The organism is Tepidiphilus baoligensis, assembly GCF_012911495.1.
Lineage (GTDB): Bacteria > Pseudomonadota > Gammaproteobacteria > Burkholderiales > Rhodocyclaceae > Tepidiphilus > Tepidiphilus olei.
Genome location: NZ_JAAAUB010000002.1, coordinates 22,883 through 42,369 on the forward strand (window position 1 = coordinate 22,883; position 19,487 = coordinate 42,369).

Here is a 19,487-nt window from a genome sequence, read left to right on the forward strand (position 1 = left end):
TGGATCCTCCGCCGCGTGGCCATCTGACCGTGCGCCGCCTCGCATACTCATCCCGCCGGGCTTGCAGTATATTTTACATAATACAAATTATCACGAATTTATGTGGCCGTCGGGAGGCTATGTATCCCGATCGAGCCGGTTTGCGCGCTATCGACCCACGTCGGCAAAGCTCTCGAGGATGCGCTTGACCCGCGCCATGGTATCGGCGAGCGTTGCCTCGATTTCGGCGAACGAAATCTCGCCGGCATCTGGACCGCGGCCGGCGGCGTAGTTTGCCACCACGTTGATCGCGGCGTAGGCAAGGCCCAGTTCGCGGGCGAGCGCCGCTTCGGGCATGGCGGTCATGCCCACCACGTTGGCGCCGTCGCGCTCCAGGCGGTCGATCTCGGCGGCGGTCTCCAGGCGCGGGCCTTGGGTGCAGGCGTAGACCGCGCCGTCGATCACCGGCTCCCCTGCCCTTTGCGCCGCGCGAATCAGGCGTTGGCGCAGCGCCGGGGTGAACGGCAGGGTGAAATCGATGTGCGTGACCGGATCTTCCTCGCCTTCGAAGAAGGTCGACACGCGGCCCCAGGTGTAGTCGATGATCTGATGCGGGATTACCAACGTGCCGGGAGCGTAGCGCGCCTGGATGCCGCCGACGGAAGCCACCGAAATGACCTCGCGCACGCCCACGTGCTGCAGCGCCCAAAGGTTGGCGCGGTAGTTGATGCGGTGCGGCGCGTAGGTATGGCCGTAGCCGTGCCGGGCAAGGAAGGCGATGTCCCGGCCGGCGATGCGCCCGAGGGTGAGCGGCCCGGAGGGGTCGCCGTAGGGAGTGCGCACGACCTGCCGGTGTACGATTTCGAGGGTGTTGAGCGAGGTGAGGCCAGTGCCGCCGATGATCGCGAACATGGAATTTCCGCATCGAGCCGAAATGATGCGGAATTTTACACGACGCCGCCCTGCCCCTTTGTTATAATTGGCGTTTTCGTACGTCTGGAAGTCCATGTCCTCCGCCATTCGCAACATCGCCATCATCGCGCACGTCGATCATGGTAAGACCACCCTCGTCGACCAGCTCCTGAAACAATCCGGCACGTTTGCCCAGCATCAGACCGTCTCGGAACGGGTGATGGACAGCAACGATCTCGAGCGCGAGCGCGGCATCACCATCCTGGCCAAGAACTGCGCCATCCGCTATGGCGACACCCACATCAACATCGTCGACACCCCGGGTCACGCCGATTTCGGCGGTGAAGTGGAGCGGGTGCTCTCGATGGTCGACGGCGTGCTGCTGCTGGTCGACGCCGTCGAAGGCCCCATGCCGCAGACGCGCTTCGTCACCAAGAAAGCGCTCGCGCAGGGGCTCAAGCCCATCGTGGTCATCAACAAGATCGACCGCCCCGGCGCGCGGCCCGACTGGGTGATCAACGCCACGTTCGACCTCTTCGCGGAGCTGGATGCGAGCGAGGAGCAGCTCGACTTCTCCATCGTCTATGCTTCGGGCCTGCAGGGCTATGCCACGCTGGATCTGAACGAACCGGGCAAGGACATGCGGCCGCTCTTCGAGACCATCATCGCGCACGTTCCGCCGCCGCCGGTGTCGATCGACGCCCCCTTGCAGCTGCAGATCTGCTCGCTCGACTATTCGAGCTATGTCGGGCAGCTGGGTATCGGCCGCATCCGCCAGGGGCGCCTGCGTCCCAATCAGGAAGTGAGCGTGTGGCTGGGCAAGCAGAATCTGGGCCGGGCAAAGATCGGTCAGGTGCTGAAATTCGTCGGCCTGGAGCGCGAGGCCGTGCCCGAGGCGGTGGCGGGCGACATCGTGATGATCTCCGGCGTGGAACAGGTCGGCATTGGGGTGACGGTGTGCGATCCCGAGGCGGCGCAACCGCTGCCGCCGATCGAGGTGGACGAGCCCACGCTCACCATGACCTTCATGGTCAATACGTCGCCGCTCGCCGGGCGCGAAGGAAAATTCGTCACCAGCCGCCAGATCCGCGAGCGGCTGGAGAAGGAGTTGCTCAAGAACGTGGCGCTGCGCGTGCGCTTTGGCGAGGACGGCGACAGCTTCGAGGTTTCCGGCCGGGGCGAATTGCACCTCACCATCCTGCTCGAAACCATGCGCCGCGAGGGCTATGAACTGGCGGTGGGTCGGCCCCGCGTGGTATTGAAGGAGATCGACGGCGAGATACACGAACCCTACGAGCGGCTCACCGTCGATATCGAGGAAGGCCATCAGGGCGCCGTGATGGAGGAACTGGGCCGCCGCCGGGCGGAGCTCCTCGACATGGCGCCCGACGGCAAGGGGCGCGTGCGGCTGGAATACCGTGTGCCGGCGCGCGGCCTCATTGGATTCCAGGGCGAATTTCTCACGCTCACGCGCGGCACGGGGCTCATGAGCCACATCTTCGACGGCTACGGACCGCTCGCCGGCCCCGTGGGCGGGCGGCGCAACGGCGTGCTCGTGTCGCAGGACGACGGCCAGGCGGTGGCCTACGCGCTGTGGAAGCTGCAGGATCGCGGGCGAATGTTCGTCAATCCGGGTGATGCGGTCTATGAGGGGATGATCATCGGCATCCACACGCGGGAAAACGACCTCGTGGTGAATCCGATCCGTACCAAGCAGCTCACCAACATCCGCGCTTCCGGCTCGGACGAGGCGATCCGGCTCGTGCCGCCGATCGAACTCACGCTGGAAGCGGCGGTGGAGTTCATCGAGGACGACGAGCTGGTGGAGATCACACCGAAGTCGATCCGCCTGCGCAAGCGCTACCTGCAGGAGCACGATCGCCGCCGCGCGGCGAAGCAGACGGCGCTCGCCTGAGCCTCCTTTCGCGAAAAAGCCCCTTCGGGGGCTTTTTCGTTACAGCCCCACCGAGCGTGCGCGCAGGAAGTCGCGGAAGTCGTTGGCGACTTCGGGGTGACGCAGGGCGAATTCGACCGTGGCCTTGAGGTAACCCAACTTGGAGCCGCAGTCGTAGCGCACGCCGTCGAATTCGTAAGCGAGCACGGCTTCTTCCTGCAGCAGTGAGCTGATGGCATCGGTGAGTTGCAGTTCGCCGCCGGCGCCGGGTTGGATGCGGTGCAGGTGTTCGAAGATGTTGCCCGAGAGGATGTAGCGCCCGACCACGGCCTGGGTGCTCGGGGCTTCTTCCGGCTTGGGTTTTTCGACGATGCCGGTGATGCGCTGGATCTTGCCGCGGGCTTCGGGCTCGGTGCTGACGATGCCGTATTGGCGCGTTTCTTCGCGCGCGACGTTGATGGTACCGAGCACCGAGCAGCGGTGATAGTTGTAGACGTCGATCATCTGGGCGAGCACCGGTTTGCCTTCGGGATGGTCGCAGAGGTCGTCCGCAAGCAGCACGGCGAAGGGTTCGTCGCCGACCACGGATTCGGCACACATCACCGCGTGTCCCAAACCCAGCGCTTCGGACTGGCGGATGTAGATGCAGTTGACGCCCTTGGGAACGGTCTTGCGCACGACGTCGAGGAGTTCCTTCTTGCCGCGGGCTTCGAGCTCGGATTCGAGCTCGTAGGCTTTGTCGAAGTGGTCTTCGATCGAGCGCTTGGTGCGACCTGTGATGAAGATGAGCTCGGTAATGCCGGCGGCCACCGCTTCTTCCACAGCGTATTGGATGAGGGGTTTGTCGACGATGGGCAGCATTTCCTTGGGGCTCGCCTTGGTGGCGGGCAGGAACCGGGTGCCCATCCCAGCCACGGGGAACACGGCCTTGCGCACGGCTTTCTTCATCTCGTTCGACTCCTGCGGTTGATCCATGGGTTCATCCTTGGGTTGTGCTGCGCTCGGCGATCAGGCGCTCGAGCGTGTCTTCGTCGATGACGGGAACGCCCAGCTCGAGCGCCCGCTGCAGCTTGCTGCCGGCTTCGCTGCCGGCCACGACGTAGTCGGTCTTCTTCGAGACGGAGGAGCTCACCTTGCCGCCGTGCGCTTCGATGAGCGCCTTGGCTTCTTCACGGCTCATCCGCGGCAGCGTGCCGGTGAGCACGAAAGTGAGGCCGGCGAGCGCCCTGCTCTTCTTCGCGGGCGTGCTTTCCTCCCAATGCACGCCGAGCCGGCGCAGGCGCTCGATCGCTTGGCGGTTGTGCGGCTCGTCGAAGAAGTCGCGGATGCTCTGCGCCACCACCGGGCCGATGCCCTCGATGGCGGTGAGCTCCTCGAGCCCGGCCTGCATGAGGGCTTCGAGCGAGCCGAAGTGCTCGGCCAGGAGCTTGGCGGTGGCTTCGCCCACGTGCCGGATGCCGAGCGCGTAGATGAAGCGCGCGAGCGTGGTCTTCTTGCTGCGTTCGATGGCGGCCATCAGCTTGGCGGCGGATTTTTCCCCCATGCGGGGCAGGCTCGCGAGCCGCTCGGCGTTGATTTTTTCCGGATCGTAGAGGTCAGCGGGAGTTTCGACCCAACCGAGATCGACGAGCTGGTGGATGAGTTTCTCGCCCAGCCCCTCGATGTTCATCGCCAGGCGCGAGGCGAAGTGCTCGAGGGCGCGTTTGCGCTGGGCGGGGCAGTACATGCCGCCGGTGCAATAGGCCGCGGCTTCGTCCGGGTCGCGGGCCACCGCCGAGCCGCACACGGGGCAGTGCTCGGGCATGACGAAGGGGCGTTCGCTACCGTCGCGCCGCTCGGGGAGCACCTTGACGATCTCGGGGATGACTTCGCCCGCGCGGCGCACCACCACCCAGTCGCCGATGCGGATGTCTTTGTCCCGGATGTAGTCTTCGTTGTGCAGGGTGGCGTTGGTGACGGTGACGCCCCCTACGAAGACGGGTTCGAGCCGGGCGACGGGGGTGAGCGCGCCGGTGCGTCCGACCTGTACTTCGATGCCGATGAGACGGGTGATCTCTTCCTGCGGCGGAAACTTGTGGGCGATGGCCCAGCGCGGCGCCCGGGCGATGGTGCCCAGACGCTGCTGCGCGGTCAGATCATCGACTTTATAGACGACGCCGTCGATGTCGAAAGGAAGGCGGTCGCGCTCGACTTCCATGCGTCGGTAGTAGGCGAGCAGGCCGGCAATGCCGTCGGCGAGCGCGCGCGCATCCGACACGGGGAAACGCCAGCGTTGCAGCAGCGCGAGCGCCTGGCTGTGCGTTTCCGGCCAAGGGTGCCCTTCGAGGCGCACGAGCTGGTAGGCGTAGAAACGCAGCGGCCGTTTGGCGGTCACGGCGGGATCGAGCTGGCGCAGGCTGCCGGCGGCGGCGTTTCTCGGGTTGACGAAGGTTTTTTCGCCGGCCCGCAGCTGCGCTTCGTTGAGGCGTTTGAAGTCCTCGCGGGTCATGAGGACTTCGCCGCGCACTTCCAGCAACGTCGGCGGGGAATCGAGCCGCAGGCGCAAGGGAATGGAACGCAGGGTGCGCAGGTTGGCGGTGACGTCTTCGCCGGTGAAACCGTCACCCCGGGTGGCGCCGAGAGTGAAGAGGCCGTCGCGGTAGATGAGCGAGACGGCGAGCCCGTCGAATTTCGGTTCGCAGGCATAGCGGATGCGCTCGACGCCGAGCAGCTCGCGGCAACGCCGGTCGAAGGCATACACTTCTTCGTCGGTATAGGCGTTGGTGAGCGAGAGCATCGGCACTTCGTGCCGGACTTCGGCGAATTCGGGCGCCGGTTTGCCGCTCACGCGCTGGGTGGGGGAATCGGGGGTGACGAGCTCGGGGTAGCGGGTTTCGAGCTCGACGAGTTCGCGGAAGAGCCGATCGTATTCGGCATCCGGCACGAGCGGCTCGGCGAGCACGTAATAGGCATGATCGAGCCGAGCAATCTCCTCGCGCAGCCAGCGGGCGCGCTCGACCGCCTCCGGCGGGGCATGGGAGGTCATGACGATCCTTTCATCCGGCAAAGACGCGACGGGCGATGGAGCTGCCGGGTGGGATTTCTTGCGCTTTCATGCGCTGGTGGATCTGGGCGATGCGCTCGCGGATCAGCCGACCGGCTTCGGGCGTGATGGGGTTGCCGGCATCGTCGACCAGCTGGCCATCGAGCGTGGAGGCAAGCTTCTCGGCAAACGTGAACATGCGGTCGAACACCACCGGCGAGGGGATCTTGGTGACTTCGAGAAAGAGGGTGACCCCGTTTGCCTGATGCAATTTGATGTCGGGTTGGCGGAAGGGGCGTCCGTCGAGATCGGCGAGCGCGTACAAGGGAACACCATGATCGTCGAGCAGGCGATAAAGGCCGTCTTCACCGAGCGTGAGACCGGCCGCTTCGGCGGCGGCCCGGATCTTGGTACCCGGGATCGGGGCGTTGCGCGGCACGACGTTCACCGCGATCTGCACGTCGACCTCGGCACAGAAGCGGTCGAGCGCAGCGGCGCGCTCGAGCACGGTGACGCGCGGTTCGATGGCCCCGGGCACGGCACCGAGCTGGTCGGCCACCCGTTCGACGCCGCCGGTGAAACGCAGATAGTCTTTCTCGCCGATGGCGCCGCTGCGATCGGCGAGCTGCAGCGAGGCGAGCGCGAGGTGATACTGACCCTCGGTTTTGGCGGTGAGCGGCTGCCAGTCGTTGCTCGCATCGTCGAAAACGTACCAGCCGACCGGACGCGGCGAATCGCGGAATTCGCGCAGAACGACTTCTCTGAGCGCCGCGGCATCCATGCCGCCGAGCGATTCGAGGCGCACCATGAGATCCACGCCTTCCTTGAGACCGTCGGGATGATGGTGTGGAGCGCGGGATACGGACGGCGCGGCGGCGTATTCTCGCCGGGCCGGAGCGTGCCGAACCGGGTCGAGTACGCGGTCTCCTTCCCCACCCTCTCCAGACGTCTCCGGGGTCTCGTCATGCCTGGTGTCGAGCAGGGGGTCGTGCGAGGGCGTGTGCAGGGTGCGCTCGAGGGTGCGTCGGCTGCGGGTCTCCTGCCACTTGCTGTAGCCGAAGAATCCAGCAGTGACGATGACGAGCACGCCTCCCAGTGCGACGAGTAGATCGGTATCCATGCGTATTCCTTTGCGTCGGCGCGCGGGCTGGCCTCAGGGCATTTCGGCGAGCCGAAGCGCTTCGTCGATATCGACGGCGACGATGCGCGAGACGCCCTGCTCCTGCATCGTGACGCCGATGAGCTGCTCGGCCGCCGCCATCGTGATTTTATTATGACTGATGAAGAGAAGTTGCGTCGTGCCGGACATCTCCCGCAACAATCGAGCGTAACGTTCGGTGTTGGCATCGTCGAGCGGCGCATCGACCTCGTCGAGGATGCAGAAAGGCGCCGGGTTGAGGGCGAAGAAGGAGAAGACGAGCGCGATGGCGGTGAGCGCCTTTTCCCCCCCGGAAAGAAGGTGGATGCTCGCATTCTTCTTGCCCGGCGGTTGGGCGACGATCTGCACGCCGGCATCCAAAATCTCTTCGCCGGTGAGCACGAGCTTTGCCTGCCCGCCGCCGAAGAGCCGGGGAAAGAGCCGGCCGAAATGGGCATCGACGGCATCGAACGTGGCGGCGAGCGCCTGGCGCGTCTCGCGGTCGATGCGCCGGATCGCTTCTTCCAGCGTGCCGATGGCGGTGGTGAGATCGTTGAGCTGGGTTTCCAGTGCCGTCTTGCGCTCTTCCACCTGACGCAGGGCTTCGAGCGCGGCAAGGTTGACTTCGCCCAGCGCGGCGAGCTCGCGTCCGAGGCGCTCGATCTCCCGGGCGAGCTTGGCGGCGTCGAGATGGTCGAGCTGGGGTTCGAGCGCGGCCAGATCGGCGCCCAATTCGGCGAGCCGCTCTTCGGCGTGGGTGAGCGCCGCGACCGCTTCCTGCCGCCGTAACCTCGCCTGCTCGAGTTCGTCGCGCAGGGGTTGCAGGGCGAATTCCTGCTGCTGGCGGGTTTCTTCGAGCGTACGGAGCTGCTGGTGGTGCTCGTCCACCCGCAGGCGGGCTTGGGCAAGTGCATTGGCAGCGTGTTCGCGCGCTTCGCGTACGAGGGATTCTTCTTCGAGTGGCGCGGCGGCGAGCCGTTCGCGTTCGGCCTCGTGCTCGGCGCGCTCGCGCTCGAGCCGCTCAAGGCTTTCGGCGGCAATCCGGGCGCGGCGCTCGCTCTCCTCGCGCTTGAGGGTACATTCGCGGCAGGAGAACTCGGCCTCCTGCAGCTCGCGGGCGAGCGCCTGACGCTGCGTGCGGGCCTCTTCGAGGCGTTCGTGCTGACGGCGGAGATCGGCTTGACGCTCGAGGCAGGAGGTTTCGAGTGCGGTCTCGCGCTCAAGCAGCTCGGCGATGCGCTCCTGCAGCGTGGCGAGTTCGGCGCGCTCGCGCTCGGCCTGACGAGAGAGGGCAGCGCGCTCTTCGTCGATCGCCTGCCGTCGACGACGGGCGTGCTCGAAGGCCGTCTCAAGCCGGGCAAGCTCGAGCGCATGGTCGCGTTGCAGCTTTTCGGCTAGCTGCAGCTCGCGGCGCAGCGCTTCGTGTTCCGCCTTGGCTTCGTCACAGGCAGCGGCACGGCGGGAACGTTCCTCCGCGGCGGATTCCCGCTGCCGCTCGAGCTCGGCACATTCGGCGTCCAGCACACCGAGCTCGCGGGCGCGCTCGAGGACTCCGGCGAGCATCCGCTCGTCGGCGCCGAGGCTACGCGCTCCATGGGGATCGGCAATCCAGCCTCGCCGGTCGACCAGGCGCAACCCGTGCTCGCGGGCCCAGGCGAGGTTCGTTTTGTCGATCGTCTCGACGAAGACGGTATGGGCCAGGAGACGCTGGAGGGCTCCGGCGAGCGTTGGGTCGCTCGTGGAGACCGCCGCCGCAGCGCGCACCGCCCCTTGGGGCATCGGCCCGAAGCCTTCCGGCTCGTCCACCAGGGGAAGATCCTGCCACAGGCAGGCTTCCCCCGAACGCGGCGCGTGTTCGAGCTGCCTCGCGGCCTCGGGTAGCGGAACGAGGCGCGCGCCAAGCCAGGGGCCGAGCACCGTTTCGGCTGCCGTTTCCCAGCCGGCGGCGACTTCCAGCCTGGGCCAGAGGGCCGCGTACTCCTGCCCCGCAGCCCCGGCGCAGCGCGCCTGGGTTTCGGCGAGCGCCCGGCGGCGCGATTCGAGTCGACCGAGTTCGGCGTCGAGCCGGCGAAATTCGTCCTGGGATGCGTCATGCTGCGCCTGCGCGTCGCGCAGCCGGACTTGCGCAGCCTCGAGCGCCTCGCGTAGCGCTTCGAGCCGCTCGGCGAGTGTCTGCTGCCGCGCGTGCTCGCGCTCGAGCGCTTCCTCGTCCCCGCTGCCGAGCGCCGAGGCTTCCTGCTCGAGGCGCTCGAGCCGGGCCTCGTTCGCCTGCAGCGAGCGCTCGAGCGCGGCGATGCGGGCGCGTTCGACGGCGATCTGCCGCTGGGCATCGTTTCGCTCGCGCTCGGCGATCGCCGCGCCGTGACGGGCGTCTTCCAGGGCACGCCCGAGTGCTTCCAATACCTCGTCGAACGAATCCACCCGCTCCTGCAGCGTCTCGCAACGCCCCTGGGCGAGTTCGGCGAGCTCAGCCCAGCGTGCCAGGTCGAGGCGGGCCTGATCGCCCTCTTCCTGCCAGCGCCCTGCCTCCTCGCCGATGCGCTCGAGCCGCTCGGCAAGGGCGGCGAGCGTCTCCTCGCGGTGGCGCCGCTCGCCGATCACGCGTTCGAGCCGGGCGCTCGCCTCGAAATAAACTTGCTGGGCGGATTCGAGCGCCGCGGCGGCCGCCTGCGCCTCGACCCGGGCAGATTCGAGCGCCGCTGCGAGGTGCGTTCGTTCCTGCCGCTGCCGTTCCAGCTCGGCTTCGAGCGCGGCGATGCGCTCGTCTCCGGCGGCAAGGGCCGTGGCCGCCTCGCGCCGTCGCAGTGCCCAGGATTGCTGACGTGCGAGGCGCAGGCGCTTTTCCAGCTCACGATAGCGCCGGGCGCGTTCGGCCTGAGCGGCGAGCGTCTCGGCTTGGGCTGCGAGTTCGGCGTGCAGGTCGGCGAGCCGCCGAGATGGGCGCGTGCGTCCCGCAGCCGCGCTTCCGTCTCCTTGCGCCGCTCGTGGTAGCGGGTCACGCCGGCCGCCTCTTCGAGGAAACGGCGCAGCTCATCGGGCTTCGCCTCGACGATGCGCGAGATCATTCCCTGTTCGATGATGGCGTAGGCGCGCGGCCCCAGCCCCGTGCCGAGGAAGAGGTCGACCACGTCCCGGCGCCGCACGCGCTGACCGTTGAGAAAATAGCTGGATTCGCCGCCGCGCACGACGACGCGTTTGACCGAAATCTCGGCGAATCGCCCCCAGGGGCCGGGCACGCTGCCGTCGGCATTGTCGAAGACGAGCTCGACACTGGCGCGCGCCAAGGGTTTGCGCGTGTCCGAGCCGTTGAAGATCACGTCCGACATCTGCTCACCGCGCAGGGCGGAGGCGCGCATTTCACCGAGCACCCAGCGCACGGCGTCGATCACGTTCGATTTGCCGCAGCCATTGGGACCGACGATGCCGACCAATGCCCCGGGGAGCACGAGGGTGGTGGGCTCGACGAAGGTCTTGAAACCGGCCAGTTTGATCTTGATGAGTCGCACGGCGTATGAGGGAAGACCAATGAGGGCTTCGAGCCGCGCATGATACCATTTCGCGTTACGTGAAACTGGAATCATCTCCACGGAGGAACCTCATGGCCGACTGGCAAGGCGTCGCATCGCTGATCGACGCGGCATTCGAAGAGCGTACCCGCTTCTCTCCCGGCAACGCGCCCAAAGATCTCGTCGACGCGGTGGAGGCGGTGATCGACGGGCTCGACCGGGGCGCGATCCGGGTGGCCGAGAAGCGCGACGGCGATTGGCACGTCAATCAGTGGATCAAGAAAGCGGTGCTGCTCTCTTTCCGTCTGCGCGACAATCGCCTCATGGAAGGCGGCGAGACGCGCTACTTCGACAAGGTCGAGCCGAAATTCGCCCGCTACGATGAAGCGGCGTTTCGCGCGGGCGGCTTTCGCGTGGTGCCCCCGGCGGCGGCGCGGCGCGGCTGCTACATCGCCAAGAACGTGGTGCTCATGCCTTCCTACGTGAACATCGGCGCCTACGTCGATGAAGGCACGATGGTCGATACCTGGGCCACGGTGGGCTCCTGCGCCCAGATCGGCAAGAACGTGCATCTTTCCGGCGGCGTGGGCATCGGCGGCGTGCTCGAGCCGGTGCAAGCGGGGCCGGTCATCATCGAGGACAACGTCTTCGTCGGCGCGCGCTCCGAGATCGTCGAAGGCGTGATCGTCGAAGAGAATGCCGTGATCTCCATGGGCGTCTATCTGGGAATGAGCACGAAAATCTACGATCGCGAAAGCGGTGAGATCCTCTACGGGCGTGTGCCCTCCGGCGCCGTGGTCGTGCCCGGCAGCCTCCCCTCCCCGGATGGCAAGTACAGCCTGTACTGCGCCGTGATCGTCAAGCGCGTGGATGCCCAGACGCGCGCGAAGACCGCGATCAACGAACTGCTGCGCGGCGCCTGAGGAGGCGATCATCATGCCGATCGTCACACCGGTGCTGGAAAAACTCTTTCGCGCGATGCACGATCGCAGCGCCTCCGACATCTTCATCACGGCGGGCGCGCCGATCCACATCAAGATCAACGGCATCGTGGCACCGATCAACCAGCAGGTGATGAAGCCTGATCAAGTGCGACGGATACTGGAAGACGCCATCGCCAACGAGACCTTGTGGCAGCGCTACGTCGAACGCAAAGAGCTCAATTTTTCGCTCGGCGTCTCGGAGATCGGCAACTTTCGCATCAACGCGTTTTGGCAGCGCAACAGCCCGTCAGTGGTGATCCGCTATGTGAGCCGCGACATCCCCTCGTTCGAGGCTTTAGGTCTGCCGCCCGTCCTGGGCGAAATGGCTCTGGGCAAGCGGGGGCTCATCCTGGTGGTGGGCCCCACGGGGTCGGGCAAATCGACCACGCTCGCCGCGATGATCGATCATCGCAACGCGAATCTGCCGGGCCACATCCTCACGGTGGAAGACCCCATCGAATATCTCTTCCGCCACAAGAAATCCCTGGTCAACCAACGCGACGTGGGCATCGACACCCTTTCCTGGGGTGAGGCGCTCAAAAGCGCCATGCGCCAGGCACCGGACTGCATCCTCATCGGCGAGATCCGCGACCTCGAGACCATGCAGGCGGCCATCGCTTATGCGCTCACCGGGCACCTGGTGCTGGCTTCGCTGCATGCCAACAACACCTATCACGCGCTCAACCGCATCGTGAATTTCTACCCGCTCGAGAGCCGAGGCTTGCTCTTCTCAGACCTGAGCGTGGCCCTGCGAGGGATCATCGCCCAACGCCTGGTACGGCACGTCCAAGGGCAACGCATTCCTGCAGTGGAGATTCTCGTCAATTCGCGGCTGATCGCCGAGATGATCGAGAAAGGCAATCTCTCCATGATCAAGGACGCGATGGAGCGCTCCCTCTCGCCGGGCGTGCAGACCTTCGACCAGGATCTCGTGCGGCTCTACCGCAGCGGCGCCATCACTGTGGAAGAAGCCATCGCCCAGGCCGATTCGCCCACCAACCTGCAATGGGAACTGCAGAATACCGGGGTGAAAACGTCGATACAGGACGGAGGCGTTCCGTCTGCCGACGTCGACCCGCCTTCGCAGATGAGCGAAATCGAATTCCCCTCTTTGACCGATAACAAGACATGAACGTGCTCGAGCTCGCCCGGGCGCTCATTCGCCGCCCTTCCGTCACCCCCGACGATGCCGGTTGCCTCGAGTTCATCGGTGAGCGGCTCGCTGCGCTCGGTTTTACGCTGGAGCGGCTCGATGCGGGCGGCGTGGCGAATCTCTGGGCGCGGCGCGGCGACGATGGGCCGCTCTTCGTCTTTGCCGGGCACGTCGACGTCGTGCCCCCCGGCCCCGAGGATCGCTGGCGTTTCCCCCCCTTCTCCGCCACCGTGGCCGACGGCAGGCTCTACGGGCGCGGCGCCGCCGACATGAAGGGTTCGCTCGCCGCCATGGTGTGCGCGGTGGAATCCTTTCTCGCCGAGCACCCCTCGCCTCGGGGCTCCATCGGCTTTCTGCTGACTTCCGACGAAGAAGGGCCGGCAGTCCACGGCACGCGCCACGTGGTCGAGATCCTGCAAGCGCGCGGCCTGCGTTTCGATTACGCGCTGGTGGGTGAGCCCACCAGCGAACACGCGCTCGGCGACACGATCAAGAACGGCCGGCGCGGCTCGCTCACCGGCCGGCTCACGGTGCACGGCAAACAGGGGCACGTCGCCTATCCGCATCTGGTCGACAACCCGGTGCATCGCCTGTCGCCGGCGCTCGCCGAGCTCGTAGCCACCGAATGGGATCGGGGCAACGAACATTTTCCGCCGACCTCGCTGCAGGTGACCGACCTGCACGCCGGGGTGGGCGCGACGAACGTGGTGCCCGGCGAATGCCGCATGACCTTCAATTTCCGCTTTTCCTCCGAGCAGACGCCGGAGGGCCTGCAAGAGCGAGTGGATGCGATGCTGCGTCGGCACGGCGTGCCCTTCTCGCTCGCCTGGGAACTGGGCGGTCGCCCTTTTCTCACCCCCCAAGGCGAACTCATCACCGCCCTGTCGGACAGCATCGAGGCGGCCTGCGGGATCCGGCCGCGGCTTTCCACGAGCGGCGGTACCTCCGACGGACGCTTCATCGCCGCCATTTGCCCGCAGATCGTGGAGTTCGGACCGGTGAATGCGACCATCCACCAGATCGACGAATCGGTGGCGCTCGCCGAACTCGAGCCGCTCGCCGCGGCCTACCGCGGTGTACTGGAACGTTTGCTGCCCCCTGCCGGAGATGACGATGCCCGAGTTTGAAGACGATCCGATGTTCGCAGCGCACGATCATGACGAGACCGAAGCGCTCGTCACGGTGCGCGACTGGGTGCGTTACGCCGTCACCCGGCTCGAGAGCGAAGAAGCTTTCTACGGCCACGGCTGCGAGGACGTGATCGACGAAGCGGTGTGGCTGGTGAGCGGCGCCTTGAAGCTGCCGCGCGAGCGCCTGGAGTGGTTCCTAGATGCGAGCCTCACCGAGTCCGAGCGCCAACGCCTTGCCGAGCTGGTGGAGCGCCGTGCCGTCGATAAAGTGCCGACGGCCTACCTTCTCAACGAAGCCTGGCTGGGACCGTTTCGCTTCTACGTAGACGAGCGCGTGATCGTGCCTCGATCCTTCCTCGCCGAACTGCTAGAGGAGCGCTTCTCCCCTTGGATCGAGCAGCCGGAAGCGATTCACCGCGTGCTCGACTTGTGCACCGGCTCGGGGTGCCTCGCGATCGTGGCCGCCTACGCCTTCCCTCAGGCGGAGATCGTGGCGGCCGACCTCTCGGACGAGGCGCTGGAAGTCGCGCGGATCAACGTCGAAGCCTACGGCCTGCAGGATCGCGTACGGCTGCTGCGCTCGGACGTGTTCTCGGCGCTTGCCGGCGAGCCGTTCGATTTGATCGTGAGCAACCCGCCCTACGTCACGGCCCAGGCCATGGCCGAATTGCCGCAGGAATACCGTCACGAGCCGACGATCGCGCTCGCCGCGGGCGAAGACGGGCTCGACGTGGTGCGGCGCATCCTCGCCGGCGCGAAGCGCTACCTCACGCCCCAGGGCTGGCTCGCCGTGGAGGTCGGCCACAACCGGGCGCTCGTGGAAGCGGCTTTCCCCGAACTGCCCTTCACCTGGCTCGCCACGGAGACGGCGGAGGACAAGGTGTTTCTCCTGCCCGCCTCCGCGCTATGGAAACGCTGAATAATTGGCTGCGCGGGCGAATCGCTGCGTTGCGCGGTGCTCGCTCCCTCGCCTATCTACTCGATATGTCTCGGTCGCTGCGCTCCGTGCGCCTTGCGCTTCATCCCGCTCGCTCATTTCTTCAGCGTTTCCCTATGAGCGCCGGGGAAGATTCAGACGGCGAAGCTCTCGCCACACCCGCAGGTGGCCTTCACGTTGGGGTTGTCGAACTTGAAGGATTCGTTCAAGCCTTCGCGGCGGTAATCGATCACCGTGCCCTCGAGCATCGGCAGATCGTCTTGCGCCACCAGCACTTTCACGCCGTGGCTCTCGAACACCAGATCCTGCGGCCCCGCTGCGTCGGCCACGTCGAGCTTGTAGGCAAAACCCGTACAGCCCGAAGGCGTCACGCCCAGTTTCAGGCCCAAGCCGTGCCCGCGTTTTTCCAGGATCCGCCGCACTTGGGCAGCGGCGCGTTCCGTCAGGGTGATTGCCATGATGCGCTCCATTGCTCGAGATAAATGAATAGACCCTTCCCTGCCCCGCAGGGTTTCCCTCAGCGCCTCCGCAGAACGAGGATGCGCTCGCGCAGCAGGCGGATCGCCGTGTCGATCTCCTCGGCGGTGGTAAAGCGCCCGAGGGTGAGACGCAAGGCGCTGCGGGCGAGCTCCGGCGTTCGCCCGAGGGCGCGCAGCACGTAGGAGGGTTCGAGGCTCGCCGAAGTGCAGGCGGAACCGGCCGAGACGGCCAGTTCCTCGCCCAGGGACAGGAGCAGGGCATCCCCCTCGATGCCTTCGACCGAGACGTTGAGGTTGTGCGGCACGCGCCGCTCGAGGTCGCCATTGACGTGGATACCCGGAAGCTCCAGCAAAGCGGCGAGCAGGCGGTCACGCAACGCCCGGATGCGCGGCACTTCCTCGGCCATTTCTTCCCGCGCGAGGCGATAGGCTTCGCCCATGCCGACGATCTGGTGCGTGGGCAGCGTCCCCGAGCGAAAACCACGCTCGTGCCCTCCGCCGTGCATCTGCGCCTCCAGCCGCACCCGCGGGCGACGGCGCACGTAGAGCGCGCCGATCCCTTTGGGGCCGTACGTCTTGTGGGCAGAGAAGGACATGAGCGAGACGTCGAGTTTTTGCAGGTCGATCGCCATCTTGCCGGTGGCCTGCGCCGCATCGACGTGAAAGAGGATGCCGCGCTCGCGGCACAGCGCCCCGATCTCCTCGATCGGCTGGATGACGCCGATCTCGCTGTTGACGAGCGCCACTGACACTAGCAAAGTGTCCGGGCGCAGGGCACGTTCGAGTTCGTCCAGGTCGACCAGACCGTTGTCGCGCACCGGCAGATAGGTGGCGGTGAAACCGCGCGATTCCAGCGCCTTGACGCTGTCGAGCACCGCCTTGTGTTCGGTCTGCAGGGTGACGAGATGCCGACCCCGGTCGCGGTAGAACTCCGCCACGCCTTTGATGGCGAGGTTGTCGGCCTCGGTGGCGCCCGAAGTCCACACGAGTTCGCGCGGCTCGCAGCCGACGAGCTCGGCCACACGGCTGCGCGCCTCTTCCACGGCTTTTTCCGCCTCCCAGCCGTAGGCGTGGGTGCGGCTTGCCGGGTTGCCGAAACGCTCGGTGAGCCAGGGAATCATGGCATCGCGCACGCGCGGATCCACCGGCGTGGTGGCGGCGTAGTCGAGATAGATCGGTCGCTGCATGAAGAGTCCTTTCAATCGGCACACAAGGCCGCAAGGCGCCGCAGTTGGCCTGCGGCCTGCGCGAGCGCGGCGAGAAACCCGTCGATATCGGCTTCGGTCGTGCTGCGTCCGGTACTCACGCGTACGGCCCCGCGCGCGAGCGCCTCGGGCACGCCAATGGAGAGCAAGCTGCGCGGCGCGCCGGGCTGGGCGCTGGAGCAGGCCGAGCCGGTGCCCACCGCGAAACCGGCGCGATCGAGCACACCGGCGAGCGCCGCCCCCTCCAATCCGGGCAGGGCAAAAAACGTCGTATTGGGTAGCCGCGTCGCGCCGGCGCCGAAGATCACCGCCCCCTGCGCTGCGAGCCCCGCCTCCAGCCGCTGCTGCAAGGCGTGCAGGCGGGCGTGCAAGAATTCCCTGGCTTCGAGCGCTTCGACGAGCGCCGCGGCCATGGCCATCGCGCCCGGCACGTTCTCGGTGCCCGAGCGCCGCCCTGCCTCCTGCCCGCCGCCGGTGAGCAATGGCTCCAATGCCACTTCACGCGCGAGCACGAGGGCGCCGATCCCCGTCGGCGCGCCGAACTTGTGTCCCGACAGCGTGAGCGCATGCACGCCTAGGGCGCGCCGCGACAACGGCATTTTCCCGGCCGCCTGCACCGCGTCGCAATGCACCAGGGCGCCGGCCTCGCGTGCCGCTCGGGCGAGGCTCGCCACGTCCTGGATCACGCCCGTCTCGTTGTGCGCCAGCATCACCGAAACGAGCGCCGGGCGCTCGCGCAGGATGCGCTCGAAGGCGAGCGGGTCGACCCGGCCCGCGGCATCCACGGGAATCTCGACGAAACGCCAACCGTGCGCAGCGAGGCTTCTTGCCGTTTCGTAGACGCTGGAGTGCTCGACGGCACTCACGGCGATGATGCCAGGCTCCATGAGCGCCGCCGCACCGCGCAGGAAGAGCGCGTTGGCCTCGGTGCCGCCGCTCGTGAAGACGATCTCCTCGGGCGCTGTCTCGAGACAGTCGGCCAGGGTACGCCGCGCCTCTTCGAGCAGGGTACGGGCGCGTCGCCCCGCGGAATGCAGGCTGGAGGGGTTGCCGAGTAACTCTCCGTCCAGACAGGACTGCAACACGGCGCGCGCCGACGCCGCGAGCGGCGCGGTGGCATTCCAATCGAGATAGACGCCACCCGGGGCGAGGGTCATCGCCTCAGCACGCCTCGCAGGCGGCGAGCTCCCCCGTCTCATTGGCCTTCTTCTTTTTCGGCCGGCGACGGGAAACGACGCGCTTGATCTCGCCGCGCACCACGGCGCCCAAGGTGACGGAGTCGAGATACTCCATCATGCGCACGTTGAGGTTGCTCCAGAGATGGTGCGTGGAACAGATGTGGTCGTTCTGGCAATTTTCCTTGCCCCCACACTGCGTGGTATCGAGCGGCTCGTCCACCGCCTCGACGATCTCGGCGATGGTGATTTCGTCCATCGGCCGCCCGAGGCGGTAGCCGCCGCCGGGCCCGCGCACGCTCGACACCAGACCCTCGCGCCGCAGGCGGCTGAAGAGCTGTTCGAGATAGGACAAAGAAATGTTTTGGCGCTCGGCGATGGTTGCCAGCGCCACCGGCCCCTTGTCCTGGTGCTTGGCCAGGTCCACCATCGCGGTGACCGCGAATCGCCCCTTCGTCGTCAGTCGCATCGTCCATCCTCCCGCTGGATCCTCGCCAGCGTGTCGCGAGCAAAATAACTTACCCGACTGAAAAAGTCAACTATTCGAACGATGCGTCGAAACTATGCACGAGACGCCCGCAAGAGATTGCCATGCCTTGCGAAAGAACGGATAATGTCTTAAAATTGTACAATATAAAGTACAATAAAGGAGCTGCCCTCATGCGCGTGGTGAATTTTTCCGAGGCGAGAAACAACCTCAAGGCCGTGATCGATCAGGTCGTTGCCGATGTCGATTACACGGTCATCACACGCCGGGATGCACCGGATGCCGTGGTGATGTCGCTCGACACCTTCAACGGCCTGATGGAAACCGTCCATCTGCTCAAGTCCCCCGCCAATGCCCTGCATCTTGCACGCTCCATCGAGCAGTATCGCCAGGGACGGGTGAGCCAGTGGGATTTGATCGATGCCGATTGAAGGCAAGCTGCTCGAGCTGACGTGGACTCTGGCCGCTTGGGAAGATTACGAATACTGGCAAAATCAGGATCGAAAAACGCTCCGGCGCATCAATGTCCTGATCAAGGATTGCCTACGTCACCCTTTCGAGGGGATTGGCAAGCCCGAACCCCTGAAGGAAAACCTGTCGGGATTCTGGTCTCGCCGCATCGACGACACACACCGGCTGGTGTACTGCGTCGATGGACGATCCCTCGTGGTGATTGCCTGTCGGTACCATTACCAATAGCAACCTGCTGGTCATTCCACCCAACGTGAAACGCGCTGCGGGTCGAACCCTTGATCCTCGCCGGGCAGATCGGGCAAGGCGATGCCGGCCGCTTCCAGTCGGCGCACGAGCTCGGCGAAGCGCCGGTCGGATTCGACCGCGTGATCGAGCAGCGCATGCAGCGCCTTGGCGAGCGGATCGTCGAGATCCTTGGTGAGCCCGTAGGCGGTGAAACCGATCTCCTCGGCCTTGCGTCGGCGGGCTTCGTCGCGCGATTCCTCGTGTTCCGGCTCGAGGATGCGCGCGAGCGTTCCCACCGCGGTCGCGCCGGCCGGAACCGGCTTGACGACGACCGCGTTCGAACCGATCTTGGCCCCCGCCCCGACGGTGAATCCTCCCAGCACCTTGGCCCCGGCCCCCACCACGACGCCGGCTTCCAGCGTGGGGTGGCGCTTCACGCCGCGATAGAGCGAGGTGCCGCCCAGCGTCACGCCTTGGTAGATGGTGCAGTCGTCGCCTATCTCGGCGGTCTCGCCGATCACCACGCCCATGCCGTGATCGATGAACACGCGCCGGCCGATCGTCGCGCCGGGGTGAATCTCGATGCCGGTGAGCCAGCGCGCGAGATGGCTGAGAAAACGCGCGAGCCAATACCAGCGCCGAGTCCACAGGAAATGGGCCAGCCGGTGCAGCCAGAGGGCGTGCAGGCCCGGATAGCAAGTGAGCACTTCCCAGCGCGAGCGCGCCGCCGGGTCACGTTGCAGGATGCTGTCGATGTCTTCACGCAGGCGTTCCAGCCAGGAGGGCAT

15 protein-coding genes and 2 pseudogenes are annotated in these 19,487 nt (G+C 66.2%); 7 read left to right on the forward strand and 10 right to left on the reverse strand.

Going from position 1 to position 19,487, the window contains the following annotated elements:
• Nucleotides 1-147: 147 nt before the first annotated feature.
• Nucleotides 148-891, reverse strand: a complete 744-nt coding sequence (locus tag GV368_RS01925) for an S-methyl-5'-thioinosine phosphorylase (protein WP_169115048.1) — start codon at nucleotides 889-891, stop codon at nucleotides 148-150.
• A 94-nt stretch (nucleotides 892-985) separates the two neighbouring features.
• Here GV368_RS01925 and typA point away from each other — a divergent pair, with 94 nt between their 5' ends.
• Nucleotides 986-2,806: a translational GTPase TypA gene (typA, locus tag GV368_RS01930; protein ID WP_169115050.1), complete on the forward strand. Its 1,821-nt coding sequence runs from the start codon at nucleotides 986-988 to the stop codon at nucleotides 2,804-2,806.
• Nucleotides 2,807-2,845: 39 nt separating this feature from the next.
• Here the strand turns inward: typA and galU are convergent, their stop codons facing one another.
• The 4 genes and pseudogenes from galU to smc all read right to left on the reverse strand — a co-directional run bounded on the left by galU (nucleotide 2,846) and on the right by smc (nucleotide 10,451).
• Entirely contained in the window at nucleotides 2,846-3,760 is a 915-nt protein-coding gene (gene galU / locus GV368_RS01935; RefSeq protein ID WP_235933633.1) for a UTP--glucose-1-phosphate uridylyltransferase GalU, read from the reverse strand.
• A 4-nt stretch (nucleotides 3,761-3,764) separates the two neighbouring features.
• Nucleotides 3,765-5,810: an NAD-dependent DNA ligase LigA gene (gene ligA / locus GV368_RS01940; RefSeq protein ID WP_169115052.1), complete on the reverse strand. Its 2,046-nt coding sequence runs from the start codon at nucleotides 5,808-5,810 to the stop codon at nucleotides 3,765-3,767.
• Nucleotides 5,811-5,820: 10 nt separating this feature from the next.
• Complete coding sequence (locus GV368_RS01945; protein ID WP_169115054.1) at nucleotides 5,821-6,927, reverse strand: cell division protein ZipA C-terminal FtsZ-binding domain-containing protein; 1,107 nt, start codon at nucleotides 6,925-6,927, stop codon at nucleotides 5,821-5,823.
• 33 nt (nucleotides 6,928-6,960) lie between these two features.
• Nucleotides 6,961-10,451 (reverse strand): annotated as a pseudogene (smc, locus tag GV368_RS01950) (chromosome segregation protein SMC).
• Nucleotides 10,452-10,543: 92 nt separating this feature from the next.
• Here smc and dapD point away from each other — a divergent pair.
• From dapD to prmB, 4 genes are read left to right on the forward strand one after another with little or no spacing between them, the layout of a single operon-like run.
• On the forward strand, nucleotides 10,544-11,374 hold the full coding sequence (gene dapD / locus GV368_RS01960) for a 2,3,4,5-tetrahydropyridine-2,6-dicarboxylate N-succinyltransferase (RefSeq protein ID WP_169115060.1): 831 nt from the start codon (nucleotides 10,544-10,546) through the stop codon (nucleotides 11,372-11,374).
• 13 nt (nucleotides 11,375-11,387) lie between these two features.
• Nucleotides 11,388-12,566: a PilT/PilU family type 4a pilus ATPase gene (locus GV368_RS01965; RefSeq protein WP_169115062.1), complete on the forward strand. Its 1,179-nt coding sequence runs from the start codon at nucleotides 11,388-11,390 to the stop codon at nucleotides 12,564-12,566.
• On the forward strand, nucleotides 12,563-13,714 hold the full coding sequence (gene dapE / locus GV368_RS01970; RefSeq protein ID WP_169115064.1) for a succinyl-diaminopimelate desuccinylase: 1,152 nt from the start codon (nucleotides 12,563-12,565) through the stop codon (nucleotides 13,712-13,714). The genes GV368_RS01965 and dapE overlap by 4 nt, the downstream gene beginning before the upstream one ends.
• Nucleotides 13,695-14,636 (forward strand): 50S ribosomal protein L3 N(5)-glutamine methyltransferase, encoded by a 942-nt coding sequence (gene prmB, locus GV368_RS01975; protein WP_169115066.1) that lies wholly within the window; start codon nucleotides 13,695-13,697, stop codon nucleotides 14,634-14,636. Before dapE ends, prmB begins: the two co-directional genes overlap by 20 nt.
• A gap of 152 nt (nucleotides 14,637-14,788) precedes the next feature.
• Here prmB and GV368_RS01980 read toward each other — a convergent pair whose 3' ends face one another.
• The 4 genes and pseudogenes from GV368_RS01980 to GV368_RS01995 all read right to left on the reverse strand — a co-directional run bounded on the left by GV368_RS01980 (nucleotide 14,789) and on the right by GV368_RS01995 (nucleotide 17,982).
• A complete protein-coding gene (locus GV368_RS01980; protein ID WP_169115068.1) occupies nucleotides 14,789-15,112 on the reverse strand; it encodes a HesB/IscA family protein in 324 nt (107 codons plus the stop codon).
• A gap of 68 nt (nucleotides 15,113-15,180) precedes the next feature.
• Nucleotides 15,181-16,320, reverse strand: a pseudogene (locus GV368_RS01985) (IscS subfamily cysteine desulfurase); the annotation flags it as partial.
• A gap of 11 nt (nucleotides 16,321-16,331) precedes the next feature.
• Nucleotides 16,332-17,495 carry a cysteine desulfurase family protein gene (locus GV368_RS01990; RefSeq protein ID WP_169115072.1) on the reverse strand — a complete coding sequence of 388 codons (1,164 nt, stop codon included), beginning with the start codon at nucleotides 17,493-17,495 and terminating at the stop codon, nucleotides 16,332-16,334.
• A gap of 4 nt (nucleotides 17,496-17,499) precedes the next feature.
• On the reverse strand, nucleotides 17,500-17,982 hold the full coding sequence (locus GV368_RS01995) for an Rrf2 family transcriptional regulator (protein WP_142809107.1): 483 nt from the start codon (nucleotides 17,980-17,982) through the stop codon (nucleotides 17,500-17,502).
• A gap of 191 nt (nucleotides 17,983-18,173) precedes the next feature.
• On the opposite strand from GV368_RS01995, the gene GV368_RS02000 reads away from it, so the two are divergent.
• Both GV368_RS02000 and GV368_RS02005 read left to right on the forward strand, forming a co-directional pair.
• Nucleotides 18,174-18,431: a type II toxin-antitoxin system Phd/YefM family antitoxin gene (locus tag GV368_RS02000; RefSeq protein WP_169115074.1), complete on the forward strand. Its 258-nt coding sequence runs from the start codon at nucleotides 18,174-18,176 to the stop codon at nucleotides 18,429-18,431.
• Nucleotides 18,421-18,699, forward strand: coding sequence for a Txe/YoeB family addiction module toxin (locus tag GV368_RS02005; protein ID WP_169115076.1), 279 nt, complete (start codon nucleotides 18,421-18,423; stop codon nucleotides 18,697-18,699). Before GV368_RS02000 ends, GV368_RS02005 begins: the two co-directional genes overlap by 11 nt.
• An 11-nt stretch (nucleotides 18,700-18,710) precedes the next feature.
• Here the strand turns inward: GV368_RS02005 and cysE are convergent, their stop codons facing one another.
• Nucleotides 18,711-19,487 (reverse strand): serine O-acetyltransferase, encoded by a 777-nt coding sequence (gene cysE / locus GV368_RS02010; protein ID WP_169115078.1) that lies wholly within the window; start codon nucleotides 19,485-19,487, stop codon nucleotides 18,711-18,713.